This window comes from Parafrankia soli (assembly GCF_001854695.1).
In the GTDB taxonomy this organism is placed as follows: domain Bacteria; phylum Actinomycetota; class Actinomycetes; order Frankiales; family Frankiaceae; genus Parafrankia; species Parafrankia soli.
Window position 1 is genome coordinate 128,569 of record NZ_MAXA01000213.1, and the last position, 21,989, is coordinate 150,557.

Below are 21,989 nucleotides of genomic sequence, written 5' to 3' on the forward strand. Positions count from 1 at the left end.
GGTCCGCACTTGCCGACGGCGGGTTCGCCGCGGGCCTGGTCACACCCGGGGCACCCCACCGCGGAGGAGGGTTGCCGGCCAGCAAGCCGGGGCTTGACGCTGGCGCTCAGGACCTGGCGAAAACTGTAGCAGCCCGTGCCGGACGGACACCGCAGAGACACCGAGACCGGGCCGAAATACCCGGAACATCCAGCGGACGGCGAATCGCGCGCTTCGACCGCGAGCCGCGAGCCGCGAGCCGCGGAAAATTATCCGGAGCGCCCGGCGGACTGCAGGCGGTGCGCGAGCGCGGTGTGGCGCTGCCCGTGGCCGGCCGAGCGGACCGCCTGCCCGATGGCCCGGCGCGAGCCGACCAGGACCACCAGCTTCTTCGCCCGCGTCACCGCGGTGTACAGCAGGTTGCGCTGCAGCATCATCCATGCGCTGGTCGTCAGCGGGATGACCACGGCCGGGTACTCGCTGCCCTGCGAACGGTGGATCGTCACCGCGTAGGCGTGGGTCAGCTCGTCGAGCTCGGTGAACTCGTAGTCGACGTCCTCGTCCTCGTCGGTGCGGACGGTCAGGGTCTGGCTGTCGTTGTCGAGCGCGGTGACCACCCCGAGCGTCCCGTTGAACACCCCGTTCGCGCCCTTGTCGTAGTTGTTGCGCACCTGGGTGACCTTGTCGCCGACCCGGAACACCCGGCCGCCGAAGCGGCGCTCGGGGCGGTCCGGYAGGCTCGGCGTGAGTGCCTCCTGCAGCGCGATGTTGAGCGCCCCGGCGCCGGCCGGGCCGCGGTGCATCGGCGCGAGCACCTGGATGTCGCGCCGCGGGTCGAGGCCGAACTTGGCCGGGATCCGCCGCGCCACCACCTCCGCGGTGATCCGGGCGGCATCCTCGGCCTCCTCTGCGACGAAGAGGAAGAAGTCGTCCAGGCCGCGCACCAGCGGATGGTCCCCGCGGTTGATGCGGTGCGCGTTGGTCACCACGCCCGACTCGCTGGCCTGGCGAAACACCTGGGTCAGCCGCACGTGCGGGATCGGCGTGCCGGTGGTGAGCAGATCACGCAGCACCTGCCCGGCGCCGACGGAGGGAAGCTGGTCGACGTCGCCGACCAGCAGCAGGTGCCCGCCCGGCGGGACGGCCTTGACCAGCTTGTTCATCAGCAGCAGGTCGACCATGGACGCCTCGTCCACCACGACGAGGTCGGCGTCGAGCGGGCGGTCCCGGTCGTAGGCGGCGTCGCCGCCGGGACGCAGCTCGAGCAGCCGGTGCACCGTCGACGCCTCGTGGCCGGTCAGCTCGGCGAGCCGCTTGGCGGCCCGTCCGGTCGGGGCGGTGAGGACGACCTTCGCCCGCCGGGCGCGGGCCAGCTCGACGACCGAGCGCACCGTGAAGCTCTTCCCGCAGCCGGGCCCGCCGGTCAGCACCGCCACCCGGGAGGTGAGAGCGAGGGTGACCGCCTCCCGCTGCGCCGCCGCCAGCTCGACCCCGGTACGGGTGTGCAGCCAGCCGAGCGCCCGCTCCCAGTCGACGGCGGCGAACACGGAAAGGCGGTCCTCGTCGGCCCGCAGCAGGCGCAGCAGCTGCCCCGCGACGGAGATCTCGGCGCGGTGGAACGGGACGAGGTACACCGCGGCGACCGGCTGCTCCGGATCCTCGCCGGGGACCTCCTCGCGCACCACCCCCTCCTCGGTGATCAGCTCGCCGAGCCCCTCGATCACCGCGCCGGTGTCGACGCCGAGAATGCGCACGGCGTCGGCGATCAGCCGGGTCTCGGGCAGGAAGCAGTGGCCGCTGTCGGTGGCCTCGGAGAGGGTGAACGCGAGGCCGGCCTTGATGCGCTGCGGGCTGTCGTGTGGGATGCCAACCGCCTGCGCGATGGTGTCCGCGGTGCGGAACCCGATGCCCCACACGTCGGCGGCCAGCCGGTAGGGCTCGGTGCGCACCACCCCGATCGAGGCGTCCCCGTACTGCTTGTAGATCTTGATCGCCAGCGAGGTCGAGACGCCCACGCCCTGCAGGAAGACCATGACCTCCTTGATGGCCTTCTGTTCCTCCCAGGCCGCGGYGATCGCCTTCGTCCGCTTGGGGCCGAGGCCCGGCACCTCGATGAGCCGCGCCGGCTCGGTCTCGATGACGTCCAGCGCGTCGACGCCGAAGTGCTCGACGATGCGCTCGGCGAACCGGGGCCCGATCCCCTTGACCAGGCCTGATCCGAGGTACCGCTGGATGCCCTGGACGGTGGCCGGCAGGACGGTGGTGTAGTCCTCGACCTGGAACTGGCGGCCGTACTGAGGATGCGAGCCCCACCGCCCGCGCATCCGCAGCGACTCGCCGGGCTGGGCGCCGAGCAGCGCGCCGACGACCGTCAGCAGGTCCGCGCCGCGGCCCGTGTCGACCCGGGCGACCGTGTAGCCGGTCTCCTCGTTGGCATAGGTGATCCGTTCGAGGACGGCCTCGAGCACGGCGAGCTGGAACGGCACTGCGGCGGGTCGGGACACGGCTGGTCACTCCGGGGCTTCGGCGATCCGGGCTTCGGCGGTCGCCCGTGGCATGTCGGGAATCCGGCCATCCTCGCTCACAGTGTCGACGCCGGCAGCAGGCGGATCAGTGCGGCCCCGCGTCCGGGCACAGGTGGACACCGATCGCCTCGACGACCAGCTCGGTGGGATCGGGTGATGCGGTGACCAGCCCCAGGCTCTCGTTGGCCGCGAGCACGGCGATGCCGTGCAGGTGCGTCCACGCCAGCAGTGCCCGCCTGCGCACCTGCTCCGGCGCGCCCGCGCCCGCTCCGGCGGGCGGCGCGGGCAGCGCGGGCAGCGCGGCCCGGACGAGATCGGTCCAGGCGTCGAACAGCGGCAGGCTCCGCTCACGGAGGTTCTCCCCCGACCCGACCAGGATGTCGTGCCGGAACATCAGCTCGAACATGGCGGGCCGCTCGCGAGCGAAGCGGACGTACGCGGACCCGGCGTCGACGACGCACTCGTGCGGGGAGGCTCCGGCCGCCTCGCCGGCCGCCCGGACCCCGGCCAGACGGGAGGCGAGATCGGCCAGCCCCTCGGCCGCGATCGCCGCAAGCAGCGCCGCGTGGGTGGGGAAGTGCCGCCGGGGCGCGCCGTGCGAGACACCCGCCTGCCGCGCGATCGCCCGCAGGCTGACGGCGGCCAGCCCACCCTCGTCGAGCATCGCCGTGCCCACCTCGACCAGCCGGCGCCGCAGCGCCCCTTCACCCGCCACGTAGGCAGTGTCTACCATCCCCGAAGTAGACAGTGTCTACTCGGCGGGACGCCGCCCGCCGGCCGGATGGACCAGGAGGGCGCGGGCGCATGGCGTACTGGCTGATCAAGGTGCTGGTGGTGGGGCCGCTGCTCGGCCTGCTGGGACGTCCGGCCGTCACCGGCGCGGAGCACATCCCGCGGCATGGGCCGGTCATCCTGGCCGGCAACCACCTGGCCGTGGCCGACTCGTTCTTCCTGGTCCGCCTCGTCCCCCGGCGGATCACGTTCCTGACGAAGCAGGAGTACTTCACCGGGCGGGGGGTGCGGGGGCGGCTGGTCCGCTGGTTCTTCACGGCCGCTGTCCGGGTCCTCGAGGCCGGCGGCGCGTGGGGAATCTACCCGGAGGGCACGAGATCGCCGGACGGCCGGCTCTACCGGGGCCGGACGGGGGTGGCCCGGGTCGCGCTCGCCACCGGGGCACCGGTCGTCCCGGTCGTGTTGAAGGGAACCGAGGCGGTGAGCCCACGCGGCCGGCGCTGCTGGCGGCGCGGGCGGGTCCAGATCATCGTCGGCCGCCCCCTGGACTTCTCCCGGTACCGCCGCGTGCTCGCCGACGGCCCGCCGGGCTGCCCCGCGCCGACCGAGCGGATGGTGATCAGATCCGCGACGGACGAGCTCATGCGGGTGCTGGCCGACCACTCGGGCCAGGAGTACGTCGACGCGTACGCCACGGACCACCGCGGGCCGGACCCACACGCCTGAACGCCGTGTACCGGGTTGAGCGCATCGACTCACGAATTTCTCGACAGAACTAGTTGGCGGATTCGCGGGCCAAACGGGTCCACGGGTTCACCGGTTCGTGGAACTGTTGCGGGCACGCCGTGCGCGCTCACATCCCGGGCACATGTTCCGTTCGTCTTTCTCGAATCCGCGCCGGCCAGGATGGGCCGGCCGCCGCCCGCCGGCGCGGCCACGGCCGGTGCACACGAATCCCGGCCGGAGGCAACCACGGAAAAGGGAGTGCTCTGTGCCCGGACGACATCGGCCGCTCGGAACACGCGCCCGGATCGGGACGGCCAGCCTCCTGGTCGCGGTCCTCGGCGCGGCGGTGTTCGCCGCCGCGGGCGGCCCGGAGCCATCGACGCCGCCCGGGCTGTCGGCCACGCCGCTGGCAGCCACGCCGCTGGCAGCCGACACGCAGCGGCCCAACTTCGTCTTCATCCCCGCCGACGACCTCGACGCGACCACCTCGCCCTACTGGGAGGCGATGCCGAGGACGGCAGCGCTCATCCGCGACGCCGGCCTGACCTTCACCGAGAGCTTCGCGCCCACCCCGATCTGCTGCCCGGCCCGCGGGTCGCTGCTCACCGGAAAGTACGGGCACAACACCGGGGTGCTCACCAACAGCGGCGACGAGGGCGGCTGGGCGACGTTCGCGGCGAACGGCAACGAGGAGCGCACCTTCGCGAAGTACCTGCAGGACAGCGGCTACAACACCGCGCTCGTCGGCAAGTACATGAACGGCATCGAGGACGTGCCCGACCACGTTCCTCCGGGCTGGACGGAGTGGTACGGCAGCGTCGACAACTTCTTCTACACCGGCTACAACTACGCGCTGAACGAGAACGGGACGATCGTGCACTACGGCGGCCCGTCCGATCCCGCGAACTACTCCACCGACGTCGTCGCCGCGAAGTCGGTGGACTTCCTCGAGCGGGCGGCGGCGAAGGACGAGCCGTTCATGCTCTACGCCGCCTCGACCGCCCCGCACCTGCCGCTGCCGCCAGCGCCGCGCGACAGCAACAATCCGTTCACGGACGATCTCGCGCCACGCTCGCCCAACTACCAGGAGCCGGACGTCAGCGACAAGCCCGCGTGGCTGCGGACGAGCGCCGGGGTCCGCAGCGCCCAGGTGAACCTGATCAACGACAACGACTACCGGAACAGGATGGGATCGCTCCTCGCGCTCGACGACATGGTCGGCGACATCGTCACGACGTTGCGCGACACCGGCGAGCTCGACCACACCTACCTGGTCTTCACCTCGGACAACGGCTACAACCTCGGCGCGCACCGGCTGATTCACAAGATGGCGCCGTACGAGGAGTCGCTGCGGGTCCCGCTGGTCGTCGCCGGGCCTGGGGTGACCAGGGGAACCGACGACCACATGGTCGCCGCGATCGACATCGCGCCGACGTTCCTGGAGCTGGCCGGGGTGCCCGTCCCGGCGGACGTCGACGGCATGTCACTCGCGCCGCTGCTGCGCGGGCAGGACCCGGCGCAGTGGCGCTCGGACCTGCTGGGCCAGTACGCCGGCCCGGGCGGCCAGGGTGACGACGGCATCGCCGCCGAGCAGGTGCCCGGCCAGCCGATCGTGGCGGCCGCCACCGACCCGGTCGCCCACTACCTGGACATCCCAGCCTGGAGCGGGCTGCGCACCGACCGGTACACGTACGTGCGCTGGTACGACACGGACCGGACCGTGGTCCACGAGCGCGAGCTCTACGACCTGTCCAACGATCCGTACGAGCTCACGAACCTGCTGGCGACCCCGGCGGGACGGGCGGCGAACGCCGAGCTCGTCGCACGCCTCGACAGCCGCCTGGACGCGCTCGCCACATGCGCCGGAGCGACCTGCCGGACGTAGGACCGAGTCGGACGAAATCCGCTTCGGGCCGGGCTGCGGCCCCGGCCCGAAGCGGATTTCGGATGACCCGTCGGTGCCTCCCGGAGCGGGTACGGGACGACCGTCACACAATGCCGCGGACCGCATGGCGAAGGTCACCCGCACGGCGTTGTCCAGGCTGAACCGGTAATCCGGGAAATACGGGCACACCCATTGCGGCCATCCCGGCGACGACGGGTGTGCCACGGAGTCGACCGGCCCGCCCCGGATGGCCGAAATGACCTCTACGGTGGCCGTCGTGCGCGCCAGAAAGGCCGTTGCGGCCGTATTCGCCCTTTCGCTCTTTCTGCTTGCGGGCTGGTTGGGCATCCCTCCGACGGGTGCCTCGGCGGCCTGGGCACAGACCCCGTCCTGCGGAGGGAAGATCGGGACCCTGGCAGATGTCGACACGCTGATCTCGGAGCCCGCCGAGTGCCCGGGGTCGGTGAACGGCTACTGGCGCGCCCATCTGGGCGCCGCGTGGACCCAGCCGCACTACGTCCCCTACCGCAACGGCGAGATTCCCAAGATCGCGTGCGCGGACGGCGTCACCGACCCGAAGGTGTTCGCCGACAACGCCCTCTACTGCACGACCGACGACACGGTCGCGTACAGCACCGACTTCATGGCCCAGCTCGACCAGACCGGCGGCCCGTCCTATCCGGCATTTGTGATCATGCACGAGCTGGGCCACCGCGGCGACCGGATCGGCGGGACCCTCGGCGCGGTGTCCCGGGCCGAGGAGAACCAGGCGGACTGCCTGGCCGGTGGGCAGGCCCGCTTCGCGGTCGACGCGGGCCGGCTCACCTCGACCGAGGCGGTGAACGGCTCGATGCTCTTCTTCAGCCTGGGCGACACCCGCGGCGGCTGGTTCGACCAGGAGGCGTCCGCGCCCGACGCCCACGGCACGCCGATGCAGCGGGCGCAGGCGTTCGACCTCGGCTACCAGCAGGACATCTCCACCTGCCGCCGCATCGGCCAGTCCCCGAACGGCAGCGTCACGGGCTGACGGCGGGACTGACGGCGCGCGGGCGGCTGACAGCCTGGGCGGGGGCGCCGGCCGCGCGGGGGCACCGGCGGGCCCGGCGTCCCCGCCGCCGGGTCGGCGGCCGGCTCGACGGACGGCCCAGGGGCCGGTTCGGCGGCCGCCCGAGAGCGCGGCTCGGCGGGCGGCTCAGCACTCGTCGGCGGTCGGCGGACGCATGGTGGTCCGCCCGGAGACCGAGTCCCAGTGGATGCGGACCCAGCTCGGCCGCTCCAGGTTCACCGACCAGGGAGCCAGCCCGCTGGCCTCGAGCCGGGCGATCTCCGCGTCCTCCCGGACGGCCTCCGCGCACCCGTTGATCAGCACGCTCCAGCCGACACCGACGGTGGCGTCGTAGCCGTCCACCTCGAAGGCGACGACACTGTGGTTGGTGGCGGCGGACAGCTTCGAGCCCACCCGGGACCGGAACGCGACGGTGTTGCCGTCCACGATGTAGTTCACGGGGAGCACCAGGATCTCGCCGTCCGCGACGAACGCGACCCGGCCAATCCGCTCGCCGGCGACGAGCCGCACGCAGATGTCGAAGGTCAGGACGCCGAAGCCGGCGTGGTCACGCGGGATGCCCGACCGGGGGATGCTCCCCCGGTCGCTGGTGCGCTGCGCAGCACCGGAGCCCAGCGGAGCGCCGATGGTCGCCGGAGCAGGAGCGTCGGTCCGCGTCATGACGGCCTCCGTGGTCGTAGGTCGCCGCCGGGGCGCCGGACGGCGTCGCCGAGACGGCTCTGGTCCGGTACCGGGGTGATCCCTCGGTACCTGGGCCACCGTAGGCCCGGCCAGACCGGGGCAGGCAGGGCCTGTCGCCGCGATCCGCCGGTGCATGCGGCCGGCGCGGGACCCGCCGTCCGGACGCGGCGGGCGGGCCGGATGGCCACCGCGCCCGCTCTGACCCGGGCCGCCGGAGCGGGTGCGGGCCGGCGTCCATGGCGCCACTGACGCCGGTGCTGACGCCGGCACGACCGCCGGCACGACCGCCGGGCCGGGCCAGTCGGGACGAAGGCCACACCTATACCACAATGGGCCGATCGTCAGCACCCTGCGGAAGGACTGAACTACGTTCGATACATGAACGAGGTTCCGCATGGCGTGGGACGGACGGCTCTGGCCACGGCGTGGATCCGGGCCGGGGAGAGCGAGCGTCCGGACCGGCTGTTCGACGACTGGCTGGCACCGGCGTTCGTGGCCGCGGCGGGCGACGCGCTGCCGCTGATCCCACCCGACGCCGGCGGCCGGCTGGGCGCACTCGCCGAGATGATGAACGCCTATCTGGTCGTGCGAACCAGGTTCTTCGACGACGAGCTGCTCGCCGCCGCGGAGGCGGGCGTCCGGCAGATGGTGCTGCTCGCGGCCGGTCTCGACAGCCGCGCCTTCCGCCTCCCCTGGCCGGCCGGGACGCGCCTGTTCGAGGTCGACCGGCCGGACATGCTGGCCTTCAAGGAGCGGGTCCTGGCCGCGGGTGGGACCGGGCCGCGGTGCGAACGTCACGCCGTGTCGGCCGACCTGACCGAGGACTGGGCCGATGAGATCCTCGATGCCGGCTTCCGCCCGGCCGAGCCCACCGCCTGGCTGGCCGAAGGCATCGTCGTCTACCTGTCCGCGGAGGAGGCCGAACGCCTGCTCACCGACGTCACCCGTCTTTCGGCTCCGGGCAGCCGGCTCGCGCTGGAGGACGCGAAGGGCCTGGCCGAGGAGATGGTCGAGGAGGCCCGGAACGTCCCCCCGCTGGGGGAGTTCGCCGACCTGTGGAAGGGCGGCCTGGAGGGGGCCTCCCCCGCCTGGCTGGGTGACCACGGCTGGCGCGGCCGGGAGATCGACTCCACCACCGTGGCGATCGAGCTGCGCCGGCCGATCCCGGCGGAGATGCCCGTCGCCGGCTACTTCGTCACGGCTCAGCGGGCGGTGGATGAGCGGGCAGAGGGTGAGCTGACAGCGGGGTGAGCTGGCGCAGAGGTGAGCTGGTGGTACAGATGGGCCGCGTCGAAGTAGAAGCGGTTCTCCGTGATGTGGCCGTCCTGCACCCGGTAGACCTCGGCGATGCGCACCGAGACCCGCCGCCCGGTGGGCGGCAGCGCCTCACCCGCGGGTGTGGTGAACGTCGCGGCGTGCGTGGCGACGAGCGTGTACTCCTCGACGACCATCTCGCCCTGCTCGGCCAGGACGTGGGTCTGCACCGTCAGGTCGGCGAAGGCGGAGAGGAACCGGGCGCTGTAGTCGGCGACCGCGTCCCGCCCGCTCAGCCGGACCGGGCCGGGCGCCTCCATGACGACGTCGGCGGCGAGCAGTGACCGCAGCGTGACGTCGTCCGCCTCGTCGAAGGCGGTCAGCATCCGCCGCACCGTGTCCAGCGCCTCGCCCACGTGCCTCCCCCTCGTCCATGTGCGCCCGTGCATCCGCAGGCCCGCAGAGTCCGCAGGCGCGCCGGCGCGCAGGCCGCGGAGCCGGCCGAAATCGTAGCGATGGCCGGGCGAGCCGCGCCAGGCTCCGCGACGACCCGCCGTCCACCAGGAGCGGTGAGACAGCCGGGAGCCGACCAGCCGACTGAATTCCACCTTTCGGCGGGCGACGGCGTTCCGCGCCGCAGAACGGAAAGCATCGCGATCCGTTCGCATACTCTGACATGGATGTCCGAGAACGAGATCCTGCGACGGGCGAGCTACGGCCCCACCAGTCCGGTGGTGGGGGCACGCGGTTCACGCACCCGCACGCGCATCGTCGACACGGCGCTGGCGCTATTCGAATCCCAGGGCTTCCACGGCACGTCGGTGGACGACATCGCGAAGGCCGCCGAGGTGTCCCGGGCCACGTTGTACCAGTATTTCGAGAGCAAGGAGCAGATCTTCGTCGAGCTGCTCGAGGAATGCGGCGGCGCGCTCATGCGGGTGGTTCGCCGCATCGGCCCGCTGGAACCCGGCGAGCTCGGCTTCGACAATCTGCACTGGTGGCTCGGTGAGTGGGCCTGGGTGTACGACAGGTACGCGACGATGTTCGTGCAGTGGGCGAACGTCAGTTCGCCCGGCACCGCGATACCACCGCTGGTCAGCCGCTTCTCGGCTGCCTACCGGGAGCGGATCGCGCAGCGGCTCACCTCGTCGGGGGTGACCGGCCTCGCCGCCGCCGACGCGGCGCTGGCGCTGACCGCGCTGGTGAGCAGCTGTAACTACACGCGCCATGCCGATGCGCCGCTCGGCCGTGAACACCCCGGCACCGGGCCGGCCGCCCGCGGCACGGCGATGGGTACCGACTACCTGACCGACAACCTCGCCGTGCTGGTCCAGCTCATTCTTTTCCCGCACACCCCCGTGAGTGTTTTCGCCCAGCTGAGCCGGGAGATCCCCACCCCGCGCCCGCCGAGCACCGGAGAACGCCTCTGGTCCGTACCGGCACCGGCGACCGGGCCGTTGCCGGCCTTGCCGCCGGACGGCCGTCTGCGGCAACTCAGCAGCCGCGCCACGGTGACCGTTCGGCGGCTTCTCGACGCCGGGATCAGATGTTTCACCGAAAAGGGCTACCACCAATGCTCGGTCGACGACATCGTCACCGAGGCGGGTTACGCGCGCGGCACGTTCTACAAGTATTTCGACGAGAAACTCGACCTGCTGGTGGCGCTGAGCGACGAGGCGATCGAGACGATCACCGAGCTCGACGGCCGGCTGCGGCGGATCGGCCCGGCTCTCGGGAGCGACTCCGCCCAGCTACGGAGCTGGCTCGGTGACGCCGTCGCGTTCCACCTGCGGTACCTGGGCGTCACCCGGGCCTGGCTCGACCGGCGGCCGTGCCACCCACGTCTCGACGCGGCCCGCCGGCTCGTCGGCGAACGGCTGCACACCGGCTACACCGCCCTGCTGGGCCCGGCGCGCTGGTCGCATCCGCTTGATCCGCGGGTCGCCAGCATCGCGTTCTTCACCCTGCTGGAGCGACTGCCCGAGGCGATGGTGGCGGCCGAGCCGGACCGCCCGCTCGCGGAGATCGTCGACCTCGTCGCCACGGTGCTCGAACGCGCGCACCTGTGCCCCCAGAGCGGCCCCCACGACTCCCAGCCCGCCGGCGCCGACCGCGACAGCGCCCGGGCCGACGCCACGTCCGTCCCCTCGGGACGCCACCTCCCCCGGCCCTGACGCCGGCTTCTCGCAGGCGGCCCCCGCCACCGTCACCGTCGGGGGCCGCCGTCCTCACGCCTGGTGACTCTCGGCGGCGTCGTGCCCGGCAATCGGCTGGTGGCACGGCATCTCGGCGGCGATTCTGAGAGTCTGGTGCGAGGAGAATGGCCCCCCCGCGCGGATGTGCGGTGGGATGCCCGAACGAGGAGGTCACACGGGTGAGCACCCTGGTCAAGCCGGGTACGCGTTACAAGTCCACGGTGTGCGACACCGAGGTGATCGTCGTCAAGCCGCCGGCGGCCGCCGTCGACCTGCGCTGCGGCGGCCACCCGGTGATCGAGGTCGGCGCGGAGGCACCCGCCGGGCTCACCCTCGACCCGGCGTTCAGCGCCGGCACCCCGCTGGGCAAGCGGTTCGCCGACCCCGAGTCCGGGCTCGAGCTGCTGTGCACCAAGGCCGGCGCCGGATCGCTGTCGATCGGCGACGTCCCGCTCCCGCTGAAGGACGCCAAGCCTCTCCCCTCCTCGGACTGACGGGCGACAAGCACATGCACCTCGGGATGCTGTTGGAGATGGCCGCGGACGGCCTGGCCGACCGGGTCGCGCTCGGTCCGCGCGTCGGCGGGCTGAGCTTCGCCGAACTCGCGCACCAGGCGCGCCGGGTCGGTGCCGCGCTGCAGACCCTGCCTGGAGACCGGGTCGGGCTGATCGACCTGAACTCGCCCGCCGTCCCGCTGACCCTGTTCGGGTCGGCGATCGCGGGCAAACCGTTCGTGCCGATCAACTACCGGCTCGCCGACGAGCAGCTGCGCGCGATCGTCACCCGGACCGCGCCGGCCACCGTCGTCGTCGGGGCCGGCGTCGCCGAGCGGCTGGGCGACATCGACGGCATCCACCTGGTCACCCGGGACGAGCTGCTCGCCATCGCCGCGGACACCGAGGCCAAGGAGGCCGACGGCTGGGGCGGCGACCCCGAGGACATCGCCGTGCTGCTGTTCACCAGCGGCACCACCGGCGAGCCCAAGGCCGCTGTGCTGCGCCACCGCAACCTGACCGAGTACGTCATCTCCACGGTCGAGTTCGCCGGTTCCGCCGAGGACGAGGTCGCGATCGTCAGCGTCCCGCCGTATCATATCGCCGGGGTGTCGGCGTCCTGCTCGTCGACCTACTCGGGACGTCGGGTCGTCCAGCTCGAGAGCTTCGAGCCCCGGGCCTGGGTCGACCTCGTCCGGGCGGAGTCGGTCACGCACGCGATGGTGGTGCCGACCATGCTCGGCCGCATCCTCGACGTCATCGAGGCCGACGGCCAGGGGCTGCCGTCCCTGCGGTCGATCTCCTACGGCGGCGGGCCCATGCCACTGCCGGTCATCGAGCGCGCGGTCACCGCACTCCCGCACGTGGGGTTCGTGAACGCCTACGGGCTCACCGAGACCTCGAGCACGATCGCCGTCCTCGGCCCGGACGACCACCAGGCCGCGATCGGCAGCGACGACCCGGAGGTACGGGCGCGGCTGGGGTCGGTCGGCAAGCCGCTGCCGAGCCTGGAGGTCACGATCCGCGACCCGGGCGGCCAGGAGGTCCCCACCGGCGAGCACGGTGAGATCTGGGTCCGCGGCGGGCAGGTCTCCGGCGAGTACCTGGGCATCGGGCGGATCGAGAACGACGGCTGGTTCCCGACCCGCGACGAGGGCCACCTCGACTCGGGCGGCTACCTGTACGTCCACGGCCGGCTCGACGACGTCATCGTGCGCGGCGGGGAGAACATGTCCCCGGGCGAGATCGAGGCTGTGCTCATCACCCATCCCGCCGTCGAGGAGGCCGCCGTCGTCGGCATCCCGCACCGGGACTGGGGGGAGCAGGTGGTGGCCGCGGTCGTCACCTCCGGCGAGGTCACCGAGGACGAGCTGCGCGGCCACGTGCGAGCCCAGCTCCGGTCCAGCCGCACCCCGGAGCACATCCAGTTCCGCTCGGAGCTGCCGTTCAACGAGAACGGCAAGCTGCTCCGCCGGGTGCTGCGCACCGAGCTCGAGCAGGCGTTCTCCTCCTGACCACCGGCGGCGGCCGGTGCGCGGCGATTGGATCGCCGCCCGCCGGCCGCCGCGGCGGGAGCCGCTGCGGCTGGCCTCGAAGTCAGGTGTGACAGCGAGGCGTCAGGCGATGAAGGCGTTGACCAGGACGCCGATGCCGTAGGTGGCGGCAGCCGCGACCAGGCCCAGCAGGAGCTGGCGGGCGCCGCTGTAGAACGCCGAGCGCTCGGTGAAGCGGCTGACCGCGGCCCCGAGGGCGAACAGCCCCAGCGCGGCGAGCACGGCCGCGATCGCGAACGAGGCGAACCCGGCCAGGTAGGGCGCCACCGGCACCAGCGCGCCGAGGGCGAACGCACCGAACGACGCACCGGCCGCGCCGAGCGGGGACGGCAGATCGTCCACATCCAGGCCGAGCTCGTTGCGGGCATGCACGCGCAGCGCCGTGTCCGGGCTGTGCGCCAGCTGGCGGGCCACCGACTCGGCGGTCGGCGCGTCGACCCCCTGATCGCGGAAGAACCCGACCAGCTCGGCGTGCTCGGCCTGCGGATACAGCGCCAGCTCCCGCCGTTCGACCTCGATCTGTGCCCGCATCGCCTCGTTCTGCGAGCGGACGGAGGTGTACTCCCCGGTCGCCATCGAGAACGCCCCGGAGGCCAGGCCCGCGAGCCCGGCCAGCACGATCGCCGGCCGCCCGGCGTCCCCGCCCGCGAACCCGCTGATCAGCGCGACGTTACTGACCAGACCGTCCATCGCCCCGAACACCGCGGGACGCAGCCACCCCGCGCCCGCCGAGTGCTTCGAGGGATGCGCCTCCCCCGTCCGCGCCCTCGCCGACCGCCCGCCCGCAGGCCGCTCGTGCTCCACTCGGTCGCCGTTGCCGCCTCGTCTCACGAGGGACGAGGCTACGGCGGTCGACCGTCCTCGGGCCGACGCCATGGGCCAGCGCCACACCCCCTCGCCGGAGCCGCTCAGGCCACGTGGACGAACGGGCGGCGCTGTGGGTCGGGCTCGGCCTCGCGGAGGATCTCCCGGGTCGTCGAGGCGACCTCGCCGGCTCCGAAGAACACGAAGCGCGCCAGATTCTGCAGCGGGTTGCCCTCGGACCACTCGAAGTACACGTTCGGCCTGGTGCCGGTGAGGTCGCGCAGGTGCAGGAGCGGGGCCGCGATCGCGTTCGGGACGGAGTTGCTGGTCAGCTGCAGGATCCCGTACCCGTGCCGCTCCCGTCCGCAGACGTCGAGCCGCCCCTCGAACTCCGACGAGTCCGGGTTGTCGGCGTACTCGGCGGCGTCGCCGGTGTCGAACTCGTTGGCGACCAGGTGCAGCGCCCCGGAACGGGCCGCCTCGGTGACCCACCGGGTGGCCGTCTCGTCGAGGCGCACGCCAGCGCCCGCCCGTTCGCCGGGCCGCCGGGCTCCGCGAGCCGCTCGGGGATGAGGACCGTTGTCGCGAGGCTGCTGGTGAACAGCAGCACGGCCATGATCAGCGCCGCCGTGGTGAGCAGCCGCCGCGCGCCGCGGATCCGGCCGGCGGGGTTCGCGTCGGTGTCGGCGGTGTCGTCGGGGCTGTCCGGGCCGCCGCGGATCAGCGGCATCACCGCTACACCGGTCTCGAAGCCGGAGAGTCCCAGCGCGAGCTTCGGGAAGACGATCAGGGCCAGGTACACCACGACCAGGACGACGGCGATCCCCACCGCCTCGGTGAACCCGCGCGGGAACACGGCCGCGAGCAGGGCCAGGAGCACCAGCGTGACGGCGACCTCGTGGCCGGCGAGCAGGTCCGGCGCGTACGGGTTCTCCAGGATGTGCGCGGTGGCGTCCGCGGCCGAGAGGGTGATCGTGATCAGAAAGTCGGTGCAGGCGAAGCCGAGGAGCACCAGGACCAGCAGCTTGCCCTTCCACCAGGAGAGCTGCTTCTCCAGGATCGCGATCGAGCCCTCACCACGCGGGCTCTCGCCGGCGACCCGCCGGTAGACCGGCAGCGCCCCGAACAGTGTCACGGCGACGAGCACCGCCGTGGTGATCGGGCTCACCGCGCCGGCCGCGAGGATGGCGATGCCCGGCTGGTAGCCCAGCGCGGAGAAGTAGTCGACGCCGGTCAGGCACATGACCCGCCACCAGTGGTGGCGGGGATGGTGCGGTTCGGGCTGCGCGTGCGGGCCGGGTCAGCTCCGGGGGTGCAGGTCGGTGCGCAGCTCGTGCGAACCGTCGGGACGGGCCTGCTCGTAGTAAAGCCGGTGGCCGCCATCGGGCAGCGGCACCACGCTGACGTACCGCAGCGCGCCGCCGTACGGTGAGACCGCGATCGGAGTGTCGCCGACCGCCGCGAACCCGTCGAGCCCACCGACGGCGATGCCGGTGCGCTCCGACCAGTTCTCCGTCGCGCTGGCCCGGCCGTCGTAGTAGGCGACGGCGTCCAGCCGGGCGCCCGCGCCGTCGAGACCGCCCCCGTCGCCGGCGCCGCCCCCGACGCCGTCACCGGCGTCGCCGAGCAGGACGGCCGAGATCCGGACCCCGCGGGCGTCCCACGCGCCGGGCCGGGGCGCGAGCGCCGTGCCCTGCCACGTCCAGGTCAGCCCGTCCGGGCTGGTCGCGTGCCGGCTGTCCATGCGGTCGGTGGCCGCCGGGTCGTCCAGCGGATGGCAGGAGGCCCACAGATGCCACAGGCCGTCATGCCAGACGACGACCGGGTCCTTGACCGCGGTCAACCGGTCGCCGGGGAGCACGGTGCGCCGGGTGGCGGGGTCGAAGGCGTCCGGCGCGTCCGCCTCGAGCACGTCGACCCACCAGTGCGGGCTGTCCGGCGTCGCGCAACTCACGTAGAGCCGCCAGCTCCCCCACGGGGTGGGCACCAGGGCCGGCCGCTCCAGCGACTCCGCGGGGAAGGCGTCCCGGTGAATCGTGTGGATCGGGGTGAACCGCTCACCGTCGTCGGAACGGGCGATCACCACCGCGTACCCGCGGCCGTGCCCGACCGGGCGGCGCAGCCGGTAGGCGAGGTAGAACGCGCCGTCGACGAGCACGGCGCTCGGCGCCCCGGCCCAGAAGCCCGGCCCCTCGCCCGGGGGCGACACCACCGTCACCGCGTTGTCCGGCGTAGGCAGGGGCACGTTCACGGCTGTCCGCTCGACCTCGTACGTCACCACGGGCGGAATCCTACTTAGCTGATGAACAAACCCGGCAACCGACACGGTCGGTCACTCACCGCAGTTGATCCGGGCTCCTACCAGGGCCTCGACCGTAGCGTCGGTCAGAACGCCGGCCTGCCACGGAACACCCACGGGGGTGCCCGGCGCGATGCTTTTCACTTTTTTCAATCGGGAATGTCACTTAGTCTGTTCCGATCCCACATCAGCCGCGCCGGCCCCTGGAGCAGTCGTCGATGTCCCTGCCCGACTTCCTCGTGATCGGGGTTCCCAAGGCCGGCACCACGGCGTTGCACGCCGCGCTCAGCCGCCACCCCGAGTTGTTCCTCTCCCGGGTCAAGGAACCGAAGTTCTTCCTCTCGGAAGGCCCGCCGCCCGCGCGCGGCGGCCCCGGGGACGCGCAGACCTACCAGGAGCACGTCTGGCGCCGGGCGGACTACGAGGCACTGTTCGACCCCGCGCCCGACGGCGCCCTCCGCGGCGAGGCGACGCCGTTCTACCTGTACGACCTCGACGCGCAGAACCGCATCCGCCGGCTGATCCCGAAGGCCCGGCTCGTCGTCCTGCTGCGCAACCCGGTCGACCGCGCCCACTCGAACTGGACGCATCTGTGGGCCGCCGGCCTGGAGTCCGAACGTGACTTCGTGCGGGCGTGCGCCCTGGAGGAGCGCCGCCGCGACGCCGGCTGGGCGCACTTCTGGCACTACGTCAGTCAGGGGCTCTACGGCCGGCAGCTCGAGCACCTGTTCGGCCTGTTCGCCCGGGAGCAGGTGCTGGTGCTGCGCTACCGCGACCTGCGGGACTCGCCGGTGCCGACGCTCGACCGGGTGTGCGAGTTCCTGGGCGTGCAGACCGGGCTGCTCGACGCCGTCCCGTCCCAGAACGTGACGCCGTTCGTCGCCGACACGGCGGCGAACGCGGTGCTGCGCGCCGTCCTTCGCACCGGTGGGCGGATCGGGCACCATTTCCCGGCCCCGGTGCGCGCCGTGCCACGCGGGCCGTTGCTGACGGCCCTGCAGCGGCAGCGGGGCGGAAGGCCGACGATGACACCGGCACAGCGCGCCGCCGTCCTGCCCTACTTCACCGCGGACATCGCGCTGCTCGAGCAGGTCACCGGCCAGTCCTACGCCGACTGGCTCACCGTGGGCCTCGAGCCGGACGTCATCGACTGATCCGGGCAGGCCGAGACCGGTGACGGCGGCGCGGCCGGTGGCGGGGGCGATGAGTTCGGGGTGACCGATCGGTCTGTGTCGGTGGGTGGGCCACGTCGGTGGGTGGGCCACGGTGCGCGCACCCACGGATGGGAGGCCGATCATGCCCGATGACGGATCGCCGCCGCCAGGCGCCGCTGCCACGGTTGTGCTGCCCTTCCCTCCCGGGCTCCGGCGGGAGGCCGTTCCCGAGCTGTGCGCGCGGCTCGACGAGCTCCTGCGCGCCGACGCGGAAGCCGCCGTCATCCTCGACACGACCCCGGTGGGCCGGCCGGACGCCGTCGTCGTCGAGGCGATCGCCAGGCTCGTGCTCGTCGCGCGAAGGCACCACCGGCTCGTCCAGGTGCACGCACCACCACGGGTCTGGGAGCTGCTGGCTCTCACCGGCCTCGCCCCGCTCGTCGGACGCCTCACTCCCGCCGCCGCGCCGACCTCGACGCAGCAGGCACAGGACGTACCCGGCCGGCGTTGACCGGGCAGCACTAGCCAGGCAACCGGGCCGGCAGGCCGAACAGCGGGAAGAGGCGCTCGACGTCCAGGAACGTGTTGATGCCGGCGACCCGCCCGGCCGAGACCTCCAGAACGACCAGGCCCCACGGGTCGTGCCCGGAACCCGTGGCGCTGGGCCGGTACTGCCCGAAGGCCGGGTGGCCGTTGGCCACGGTTGGCAGCAGCCGCGAGCCCCGGCAGCCCTGGCCCGTACCGAGCATCCATGCCCGGACGTCGGCGTGGCCCCGCAGCCACAGGCCCAGCGGCGGCATCGACATCGTGACGTCCTCGTGCAGCAGCGCCGCGAGGGACTCGAGGTCGTACCGCTCGAACGCGTCGACATAGCGGGCGAGCAGCTCCCGCTGCTCGGCGTCGGCGGGGCGCAGCGGGTCGGCGTCGGAGATCTCCGACGCGGCGATCGTGGCGCGCGCCCGCTGCAGGGCGCTGTTGACCGAGGCGACGGAGGTCTCCAGCAGGTCAGCGACCTCGGCGGCCGACCAGCCGAACACCTCGCGCAGGATGAGCACCGCCCGCTGGCGGGCCGGCAGGTGCTGCAGCGCGACGACGAACGCGAGCCTGATCGTCTCGCGACGGGCGGCGAGATCGGCGGGGTCGGCCGCGTCGGCGGCGCTGGAGTAGACCTGGCCGTCCGGCGCGGGCACGATCCAGGCCGTCTCCGGCAGCGGCGCGGGCAGCGGGGAGTCGGCCGTCGACGGGCCGGCGAGGTCCATAGGCCGGGCCCGCCGCTGACTGGCGCCGAGCATCGACAGGCACACGTTCGTCGCGATGCGGTACAGCCACGACCGCAGCGCGGCCCGGCCTTCGAACCGGTCGATTCCGCGCCAGGCGCGGATCATCGTGTCCTGCACGGCGTCCTCCGCCTCGAACGGCGAGCCGAGCATTCGGTAGCAATAGCCGGTCAGCTCGCGGCGGTACGGCTCGAGAAGGTTCTCGACACCCGCCTCCGCCCCGGCCAGAGCAGCCCCGCCGGTTCTGCCGCCGGGAGGAACGTCACCCATCAGAGGTCACCTCGATTCGCCCTCCTGATTCACCGCCCCGATCGGCCGCCGCGGGTCACCGACGCCCAGAACCAAGGCTAGCCAGCACCTCCGACAAAACCGCCGCGGCCATGACGCACACCCGACAGTGCGCGGGTCTTTCCCTGCGCCACAGCAGAATTAAGATCATCAGACATGAGCGCGGTGGGAACGCCGTCCGCAGCACCGGCCGCCGGTAACCCGGCTCCCGCGTCCGGCTCGGCGACTGCTGTCTTCACGGTTTCGGGCGCCACGGCCTCCGTCGCCGCGGCGGCGGGGACGATCCGGCGACGGAGCCGGACTCCACCCGGATTCCTGCGCCTGCTGTCCGCCGGGCTCGTAGGTGTCCTGATGGTGACGCTGTCCGTCTGCCTGCTGTCCACGCTCTCCCGCCAGCACGCCGTGGACGCCCTCGCCCGCGACTCCGGTGCGTCGTTCGTGGCGGCGCAACAGCTGCACGCCGAGCTCTCGGTGGCCGACGCGACCGTGGCCCGCGCGTTTCTGGCCGGCGGCGTGGAGCCGCCGGCCCAGCGGACGGCCTACCAGGAGAGCATCGCCTCGGCGAGCGGGCGCATCGTCGACCTGGCGCTCGCCGGCGGGCCGCGCGAGCCGCTGAGCGTCCTGGCGGCCCAGCTGCCGGTGTACACCGGCCTGATCGAACGGGCGCGCGCGAACAACCGGATCGGAAATGTCGTCGGCGGCGCGTACCTTCGTCAGGCCTCCGAACTCATGCAGACCAGGATCCTCCCAGCGGTCGACCGGCTGGCCGCCGAGGACGCGCTGGACATCGATCGCGGGTACGCCCAGGCGACGCGCTGGTACCAGCCGGTCCTCGTCGGCGTGGCCGGCGCGGCGGCGCTGGCGGCCCTGGTCGCCCTGCAGATCCGCCTGTTCCGGCGGACGCACCGGATGTTCAATCTGCGCCTGGTCGCCGCGACGGTACTGGTCGTGATCGCGACGGGTCTCACCCTGCTGGCTTTCGGTGTCTCCCGGGCCCGCCTGGTCGACAGCAGGAACGACGCCTTCCGGCCGATGACGGTCGTCGCCCAGGTGCGGGTGCTGGCGCTACGGGCCTGGGGCGACGAGAGCCTCTCCCTGATCGCCCGCGGCAACGGCGACGACCTCGACGCCGACGCGCGCCGGGTGACCGAGCGCCTCGGCTACGACCCGGCGGGCCGCCCGGCCGGTACGGGGGCGCTCGCCACCGCCGCGGCGCTGGACGGCCCGGACGCGCCGGGACAGGACGTGCTCGTACCCGACTGGGAGCGCTACCAGGACACCGCCGTCCGGGTCCGGGACCTGGTCCGCGACGTCGGCGGCTTCCAGGAGGCCGTGCGGGTGGCCCTCGACGAGGGAACCTCGACGTTCACCCGCTTCGACGGCGACGCCGAGACGGCGTTCACCGCGAGCCGCGAGCGTTTCGCCGCCGGGCTGAGCTCCGCCGCGGGCACCTACGACGGTGTCGCCGCCGGTACCGGCACGGCGCTCGGGCTGGCGATGCTCCTCACGCTGGCCGGGGTGCAGTCGAGAATCAATGACTACCGCTGACGGCACCTCGGCAACACCGGTGACCGCCCGCCGCGTGAGCCTGAACCACCCGGATCTGACCCGCTTCGTCAACGGCGTCCTCGCCCAGGCGATCGCCGACGGAAGCTGGAACCGCCTCACCCACACCTGCTCCCCGGACTCTCCCCGGACTCTCCCCACCCACCCCCACCTACCGCGACCAACCCCACCCACCTGCCCCGTTACGGTCCGGGGCAGGGTCTCCCAAACCTGACACCCAGCAAAAAGCCACCCCAACACGACCGTGGCGGGTCAGTGAGTCCATGGACTCTCCCAAGCGCCACACATCGTTTCGGGCCCGGCTACCCCGGCGGGGAGAGGGACGGGGATGGCTGGCGGGGGTGGATGAGGTAGGCGGGAGTGGCTGGGGTTGTGGGGTTTCGGGGGTGGGTGGGGCGTTGTGTGCCGGAAATGAGATCGGGTGACGAGAACACGACAAGTCGCGATCGGAGGAGTACCGACGATCTAGCATCAGCGATCATGCGGAGGGTCGGACGCGGGCCAGGCCACCGAAGCCGGCGGATCACATCGAGGATCACGCCGAGAACCATGTTCAGAGCGATGATCTTCGCCGCCGTACCGCTGCTCGGCACCACCGCGGCCTGCGGCACCGTGACGAGCACGCTGCCGGCGGCGGGCGACCCCCTGCCGGCCGCCGTCACCCCGCAGTCGCCGCTGCCGGCGCGCTCCACCACGTCCCCGGGGTGCGGCGACCGCACCGCGAGCCTGCGCCCGCCGGTCGTGCTTCCCCCGCCCGGTCAGCCGGACAGCCCCACCCTGCGCGAGATCGTCAACCGCGGCTACCTCACGGTCGGGGTCCGTACCGACACGCCGCCGTTCGGGTCACGCAACCCGGACACCGGCGAGTTCGAGGGGTTCGAGGTCGATCTGGCCCTGCTGGTGGGCCGGGCGCTGTTCGGCGCGGAGGGCCATGTCCGGTTCCGGGCGGTGACCGGCGCCGACCGGGTCGCTCTCGTTCACGACGGCGCTCTCGACCTGGTCGCCGCCACGACGACGATCACCTGCGACCGGGCGGCCGAGGTCGACTTCTCCGCGCCCTACTACCTGACGGCCAAAGCCGTTCTGGTATCGGAGGACGCGCCCTACCAGGGCCTCGCGGACCTTGGCGGCCGGCGGGTGTGCGCGGCGGCCGGCACCACCTCGCTGCAGCAGGTCGTCGACGCGCCATCGCGGCCGATCCCCGTTCAGCTTGCCAGCCCGGCCGACTGCCTGGTGGCGATGCAGGCGGGAACGGTCGAGGCGATCGTCAACGACGAGGCCATCCTGCTCGGGATGGTCAAGCAGGATCCGGAGACCCGCATCGTCGGCGTCGGCGCCTTCGACGTGGCCGTGGGCATCGCCATCGCCAAGGACGCGCCGGATCTCACCCGGTTCGTGAACGGCGTGCTGGAGCGGGCGGACCGCGACGGAGCCTGGGCGGCGATCCACCGACGATGGCTGGACGGGGGCCAGCCGCCCCCGCCGCCGTCACCTGTCTACCGGGACTGATC

General features: G+C 72.7%; 19 protein-coding genes and 1 riboswitch. Of the genes, 11 read left to right on the top strand and 8 right to left on the bottom strand.

Annotated elements, in window-relative coordinates; all coding sequences use genetic code 11:
- A riboswitch (SAM riboswitch) is annotated at window positions 1–114 on the bottom strand.
- 134 nt (window positions 115–248) lie between these two features.
- Together recD2 and BBK14_RS16900 are read right to left on the bottom strand one after the other, a co-directional pair.
- A complete protein-coding gene (gene recD2 / locus BBK14_RS16895) occupies window positions 249–2,483 on the bottom strand; it encodes an SF1B family DNA helicase RecD2 (RefSeq protein WP_071063627.1) in 2,235 nt (744 codons plus the stop codon).
- 106 nt (window positions 2,484–2,589) lie between these two features.
- A complete protein-coding gene (locus BBK14_RS16900; protein WP_241831597.1) occupies window positions 2,590–3,219 on the bottom strand; it encodes a TetR/AcrR family transcriptional regulator in 630 nt (209 codons plus the stop codon).
- Between the two features lie 89 nt (window positions 3,220–3,308).
- On the opposite strand from BBK14_RS16900, the gene BBK14_RS16905 reads away from it, so the two are divergent.
- From BBK14_RS16905 to BBK14_RS16915, 3 genes are all read left to right on the top strand, one after another.
- The gene (locus BBK14_RS16905; protein WP_071063631.1) at window positions 3,309–3,962 is read left to right on the top strand and encodes a lysophospholipid acyltransferase family protein; all 654 of its coding nucleotides are present in this window, start codon (window positions 3,309–3,311) and stop codon (window positions 3,960–3,962) included.
- 265 nt (window positions 3,963–4,227) lie between these two features.
- Window positions 4,228–5,847 (top strand): sulfatase family protein, encoded by a 1,620-nt coding sequence (locus BBK14_RS16910; RefSeq protein ID WP_071063633.1) that lies wholly within the window; start codon window positions 4,228–4,230, stop codon window positions 5,845–5,847.
- A gap of 277 nt (window positions 5,848–6,124) precedes the next feature.
- Window positions 6,125–6,874, top strand: coding sequence for a neutral zinc metallopeptidase (locus BBK14_RS16915; protein ID WP_241831600.1), 750 nt, complete (start codon window positions 6,125–6,127; stop codon window positions 6,872–6,874).
- 165 nt (window positions 6,875–7,039) lie between these two features.
- Here the strand turns inward: BBK14_RS16915 and BBK14_RS16920 are convergent, their stop codons facing one another.
- Window positions 7,040–7,573, bottom strand: coding sequence for a pyridoxamine 5'-phosphate oxidase family protein (locus tag BBK14_RS16920; RefSeq protein WP_020462410.1), 534 nt, complete (start codon window positions 7,571–7,573; stop codon window positions 7,040–7,042).
- 420 nt (window positions 7,574–7,993) lie between these two features.
- Here BBK14_RS16920 and BBK14_RS16925 point away from each other — a divergent pair, with 420 nt between their 5' ends.
- Window positions 7,994–8,845, top strand: coding sequence for an SAM-dependent methyltransferase (locus BBK14_RS16925; protein WP_083391036.1), 852 nt, complete (start codon window positions 7,994–7,996; stop codon window positions 8,843–8,845).
- Here the strand turns inward: BBK14_RS16925 and BBK14_RS16930 are convergent.
- Window positions 8,797–9,264 carry an ester cyclase gene (locus tag BBK14_RS16930; protein ID WP_071063638.1) on the bottom strand — a complete coding sequence of 156 codons (468 nt, stop codon included), beginning with the start codon at window positions 9,262–9,264 and terminating at the stop codon, window positions 8,797–8,799. The two genes, BBK14_RS16925 and BBK14_RS16930, sit on opposite strands and share 49 nt — an antisense overlap.
- Before the next feature lie 264 nt (window positions 9,265–9,528).
- On the opposite strand from BBK14_RS16930, the gene BBK14_RS16935 reads away from it, so the two are divergent.
- The 3 genes from BBK14_RS16935 (at window position 9,529) to BBK14_RS16945 (ending at window position 13,051) form a co-directional block, all read left to right on the top strand.
- Complete coding sequence (locus BBK14_RS16935) at window positions 9,529–11,022, top strand: TetR/AcrR family transcriptional regulator (RefSeq protein WP_071063640.1); 1,494 nt, start codon at window positions 9,529–9,531, stop codon at window positions 11,020–11,022.
- A gap of 200 nt (window positions 11,023–11,222) precedes the next feature.
- The gene (locus tag BBK14_RS16940; RefSeq protein ID WP_071063881.1) at window positions 11,223–11,537 is read left to right on the top strand and encodes a hypothetical protein; all 315 of its coding nucleotides are present in this window, start codon (window positions 11,223–11,225) and stop codon (window positions 11,535–11,537) included.
- Between the two features lie 14 nt (window positions 11,538–11,551).
- Window positions 11,552–13,051, top strand: coding sequence for a class I adenylate-forming enzyme family protein (locus tag BBK14_RS16945; protein ID WP_071063642.1), 1,500 nt, complete (start codon window positions 11,552–11,554; stop codon window positions 13,049–13,051).
- A 102-nt stretch (window positions 13,052–13,153) separates the two neighbouring features.
- Here BBK14_RS16945 and BBK14_RS16950 read toward each other — a convergent pair whose 3' ends face one another.
- The 3 genes from BBK14_RS16950 to BBK14_RS16960 all read right to left on the bottom strand — a co-directional run bounded on the left by BBK14_RS16950 (window position 13,154) and on the right by BBK14_RS16960 (window position 16,175).
- The gene (locus BBK14_RS16950; RefSeq protein WP_083391020.1) at window positions 13,154–13,966 is read right to left on the bottom strand and encodes a VIT1/CCC1 transporter family protein; all 813 of its coding nucleotides are present in this window, start codon (window positions 13,964–13,966) and stop codon (window positions 13,154–13,156) included.
- 256 nt (window positions 13,967–14,222) lie between these two features.
- Window positions 14,223–15,137, bottom strand: a complete 915-nt coding sequence (locus tag BBK14_RS16955; RefSeq protein WP_071063646.1) for a hypothetical protein — start codon at window positions 15,135–15,137, stop codon at window positions 14,223–14,225.
- Between the two features lie 57 nt (window positions 15,138–15,194).
- Window positions 15,195–16,175, bottom strand: coding sequence for a hypothetical protein (locus tag BBK14_RS16960; RefSeq protein ID WP_071063648.1), 981 nt, complete (start codon window positions 16,173–16,175; stop codon window positions 15,195–15,197).
- Window positions 16,176–16,411: 236 nt separating this feature from the next.
- Between BBK14_RS16960 and BBK14_RS16965 the strand changes: the two genes are divergently transcribed.
- Both BBK14_RS16965 and BBK14_RS16970 read left to right on the top strand, forming a co-directional pair.
- The gene (locus BBK14_RS16965; protein ID WP_071063649.1) at window positions 16,412–17,347 is read left to right on the top strand and encodes a sulfotransferase family protein; all 936 of its coding nucleotides are present in this window, start codon (window positions 16,412–16,414) and stop codon (window positions 17,345–17,347) included.
- A 142-nt stretch (window positions 17,348–17,489) separates the two neighbouring features.
- Window positions 17,490–17,858, top strand: coding sequence for an STAS domain-containing protein (locus BBK14_RS16970; RefSeq protein ID WP_071063651.1), 369 nt, complete (start codon window positions 17,490–17,492; stop codon window positions 17,856–17,858).
- Window positions 17,859–17,868: 10 nt separating this feature from the next.
- Here BBK14_RS16970 and BBK14_RS16975 read toward each other — a convergent pair whose 3' ends face one another.
- Window positions 17,869–18,894 carry a sigma-70 family RNA polymerase sigma factor gene (locus tag BBK14_RS16975; protein ID WP_071063653.1) on the bottom strand — a complete coding sequence of 342 codons (1,026 nt, stop codon included), beginning with the start codon at window positions 18,892–18,894 and terminating at the stop codon, window positions 17,869–17,871.
- A 174-nt stretch (window positions 18,895–19,068) separates the two neighbouring features.
- On the opposite strand from BBK14_RS16975, the gene BBK14_RS16980 reads away from it, so the two are divergent.
- Together BBK14_RS16980 and BBK14_RS16985 are read left to right on the top strand one after the other, a co-directional pair.
- The gene (locus tag BBK14_RS16980) at window positions 19,069–20,460 is read left to right on the top strand and encodes a hypothetical protein (RefSeq protein WP_071063655.1); all 1,392 of its coding nucleotides are present in this window, start codon (window positions 19,069–19,071) and stop codon (window positions 20,458–20,460) included.
- Window positions 20,461–21,027: 567 nt separating this feature from the next.
- Window positions 21,028–21,987, top strand: a complete 960-nt coding sequence (locus tag BBK14_RS16985; RefSeq protein WP_241831601.1) for a glutamate ABC transporter substrate-binding protein — start codon at window positions 21,028–21,030, stop codon at window positions 21,985–21,987.
- The last annotated feature ends 2 nt before the right edge of the window (window positions 21,988–21,989 follow it).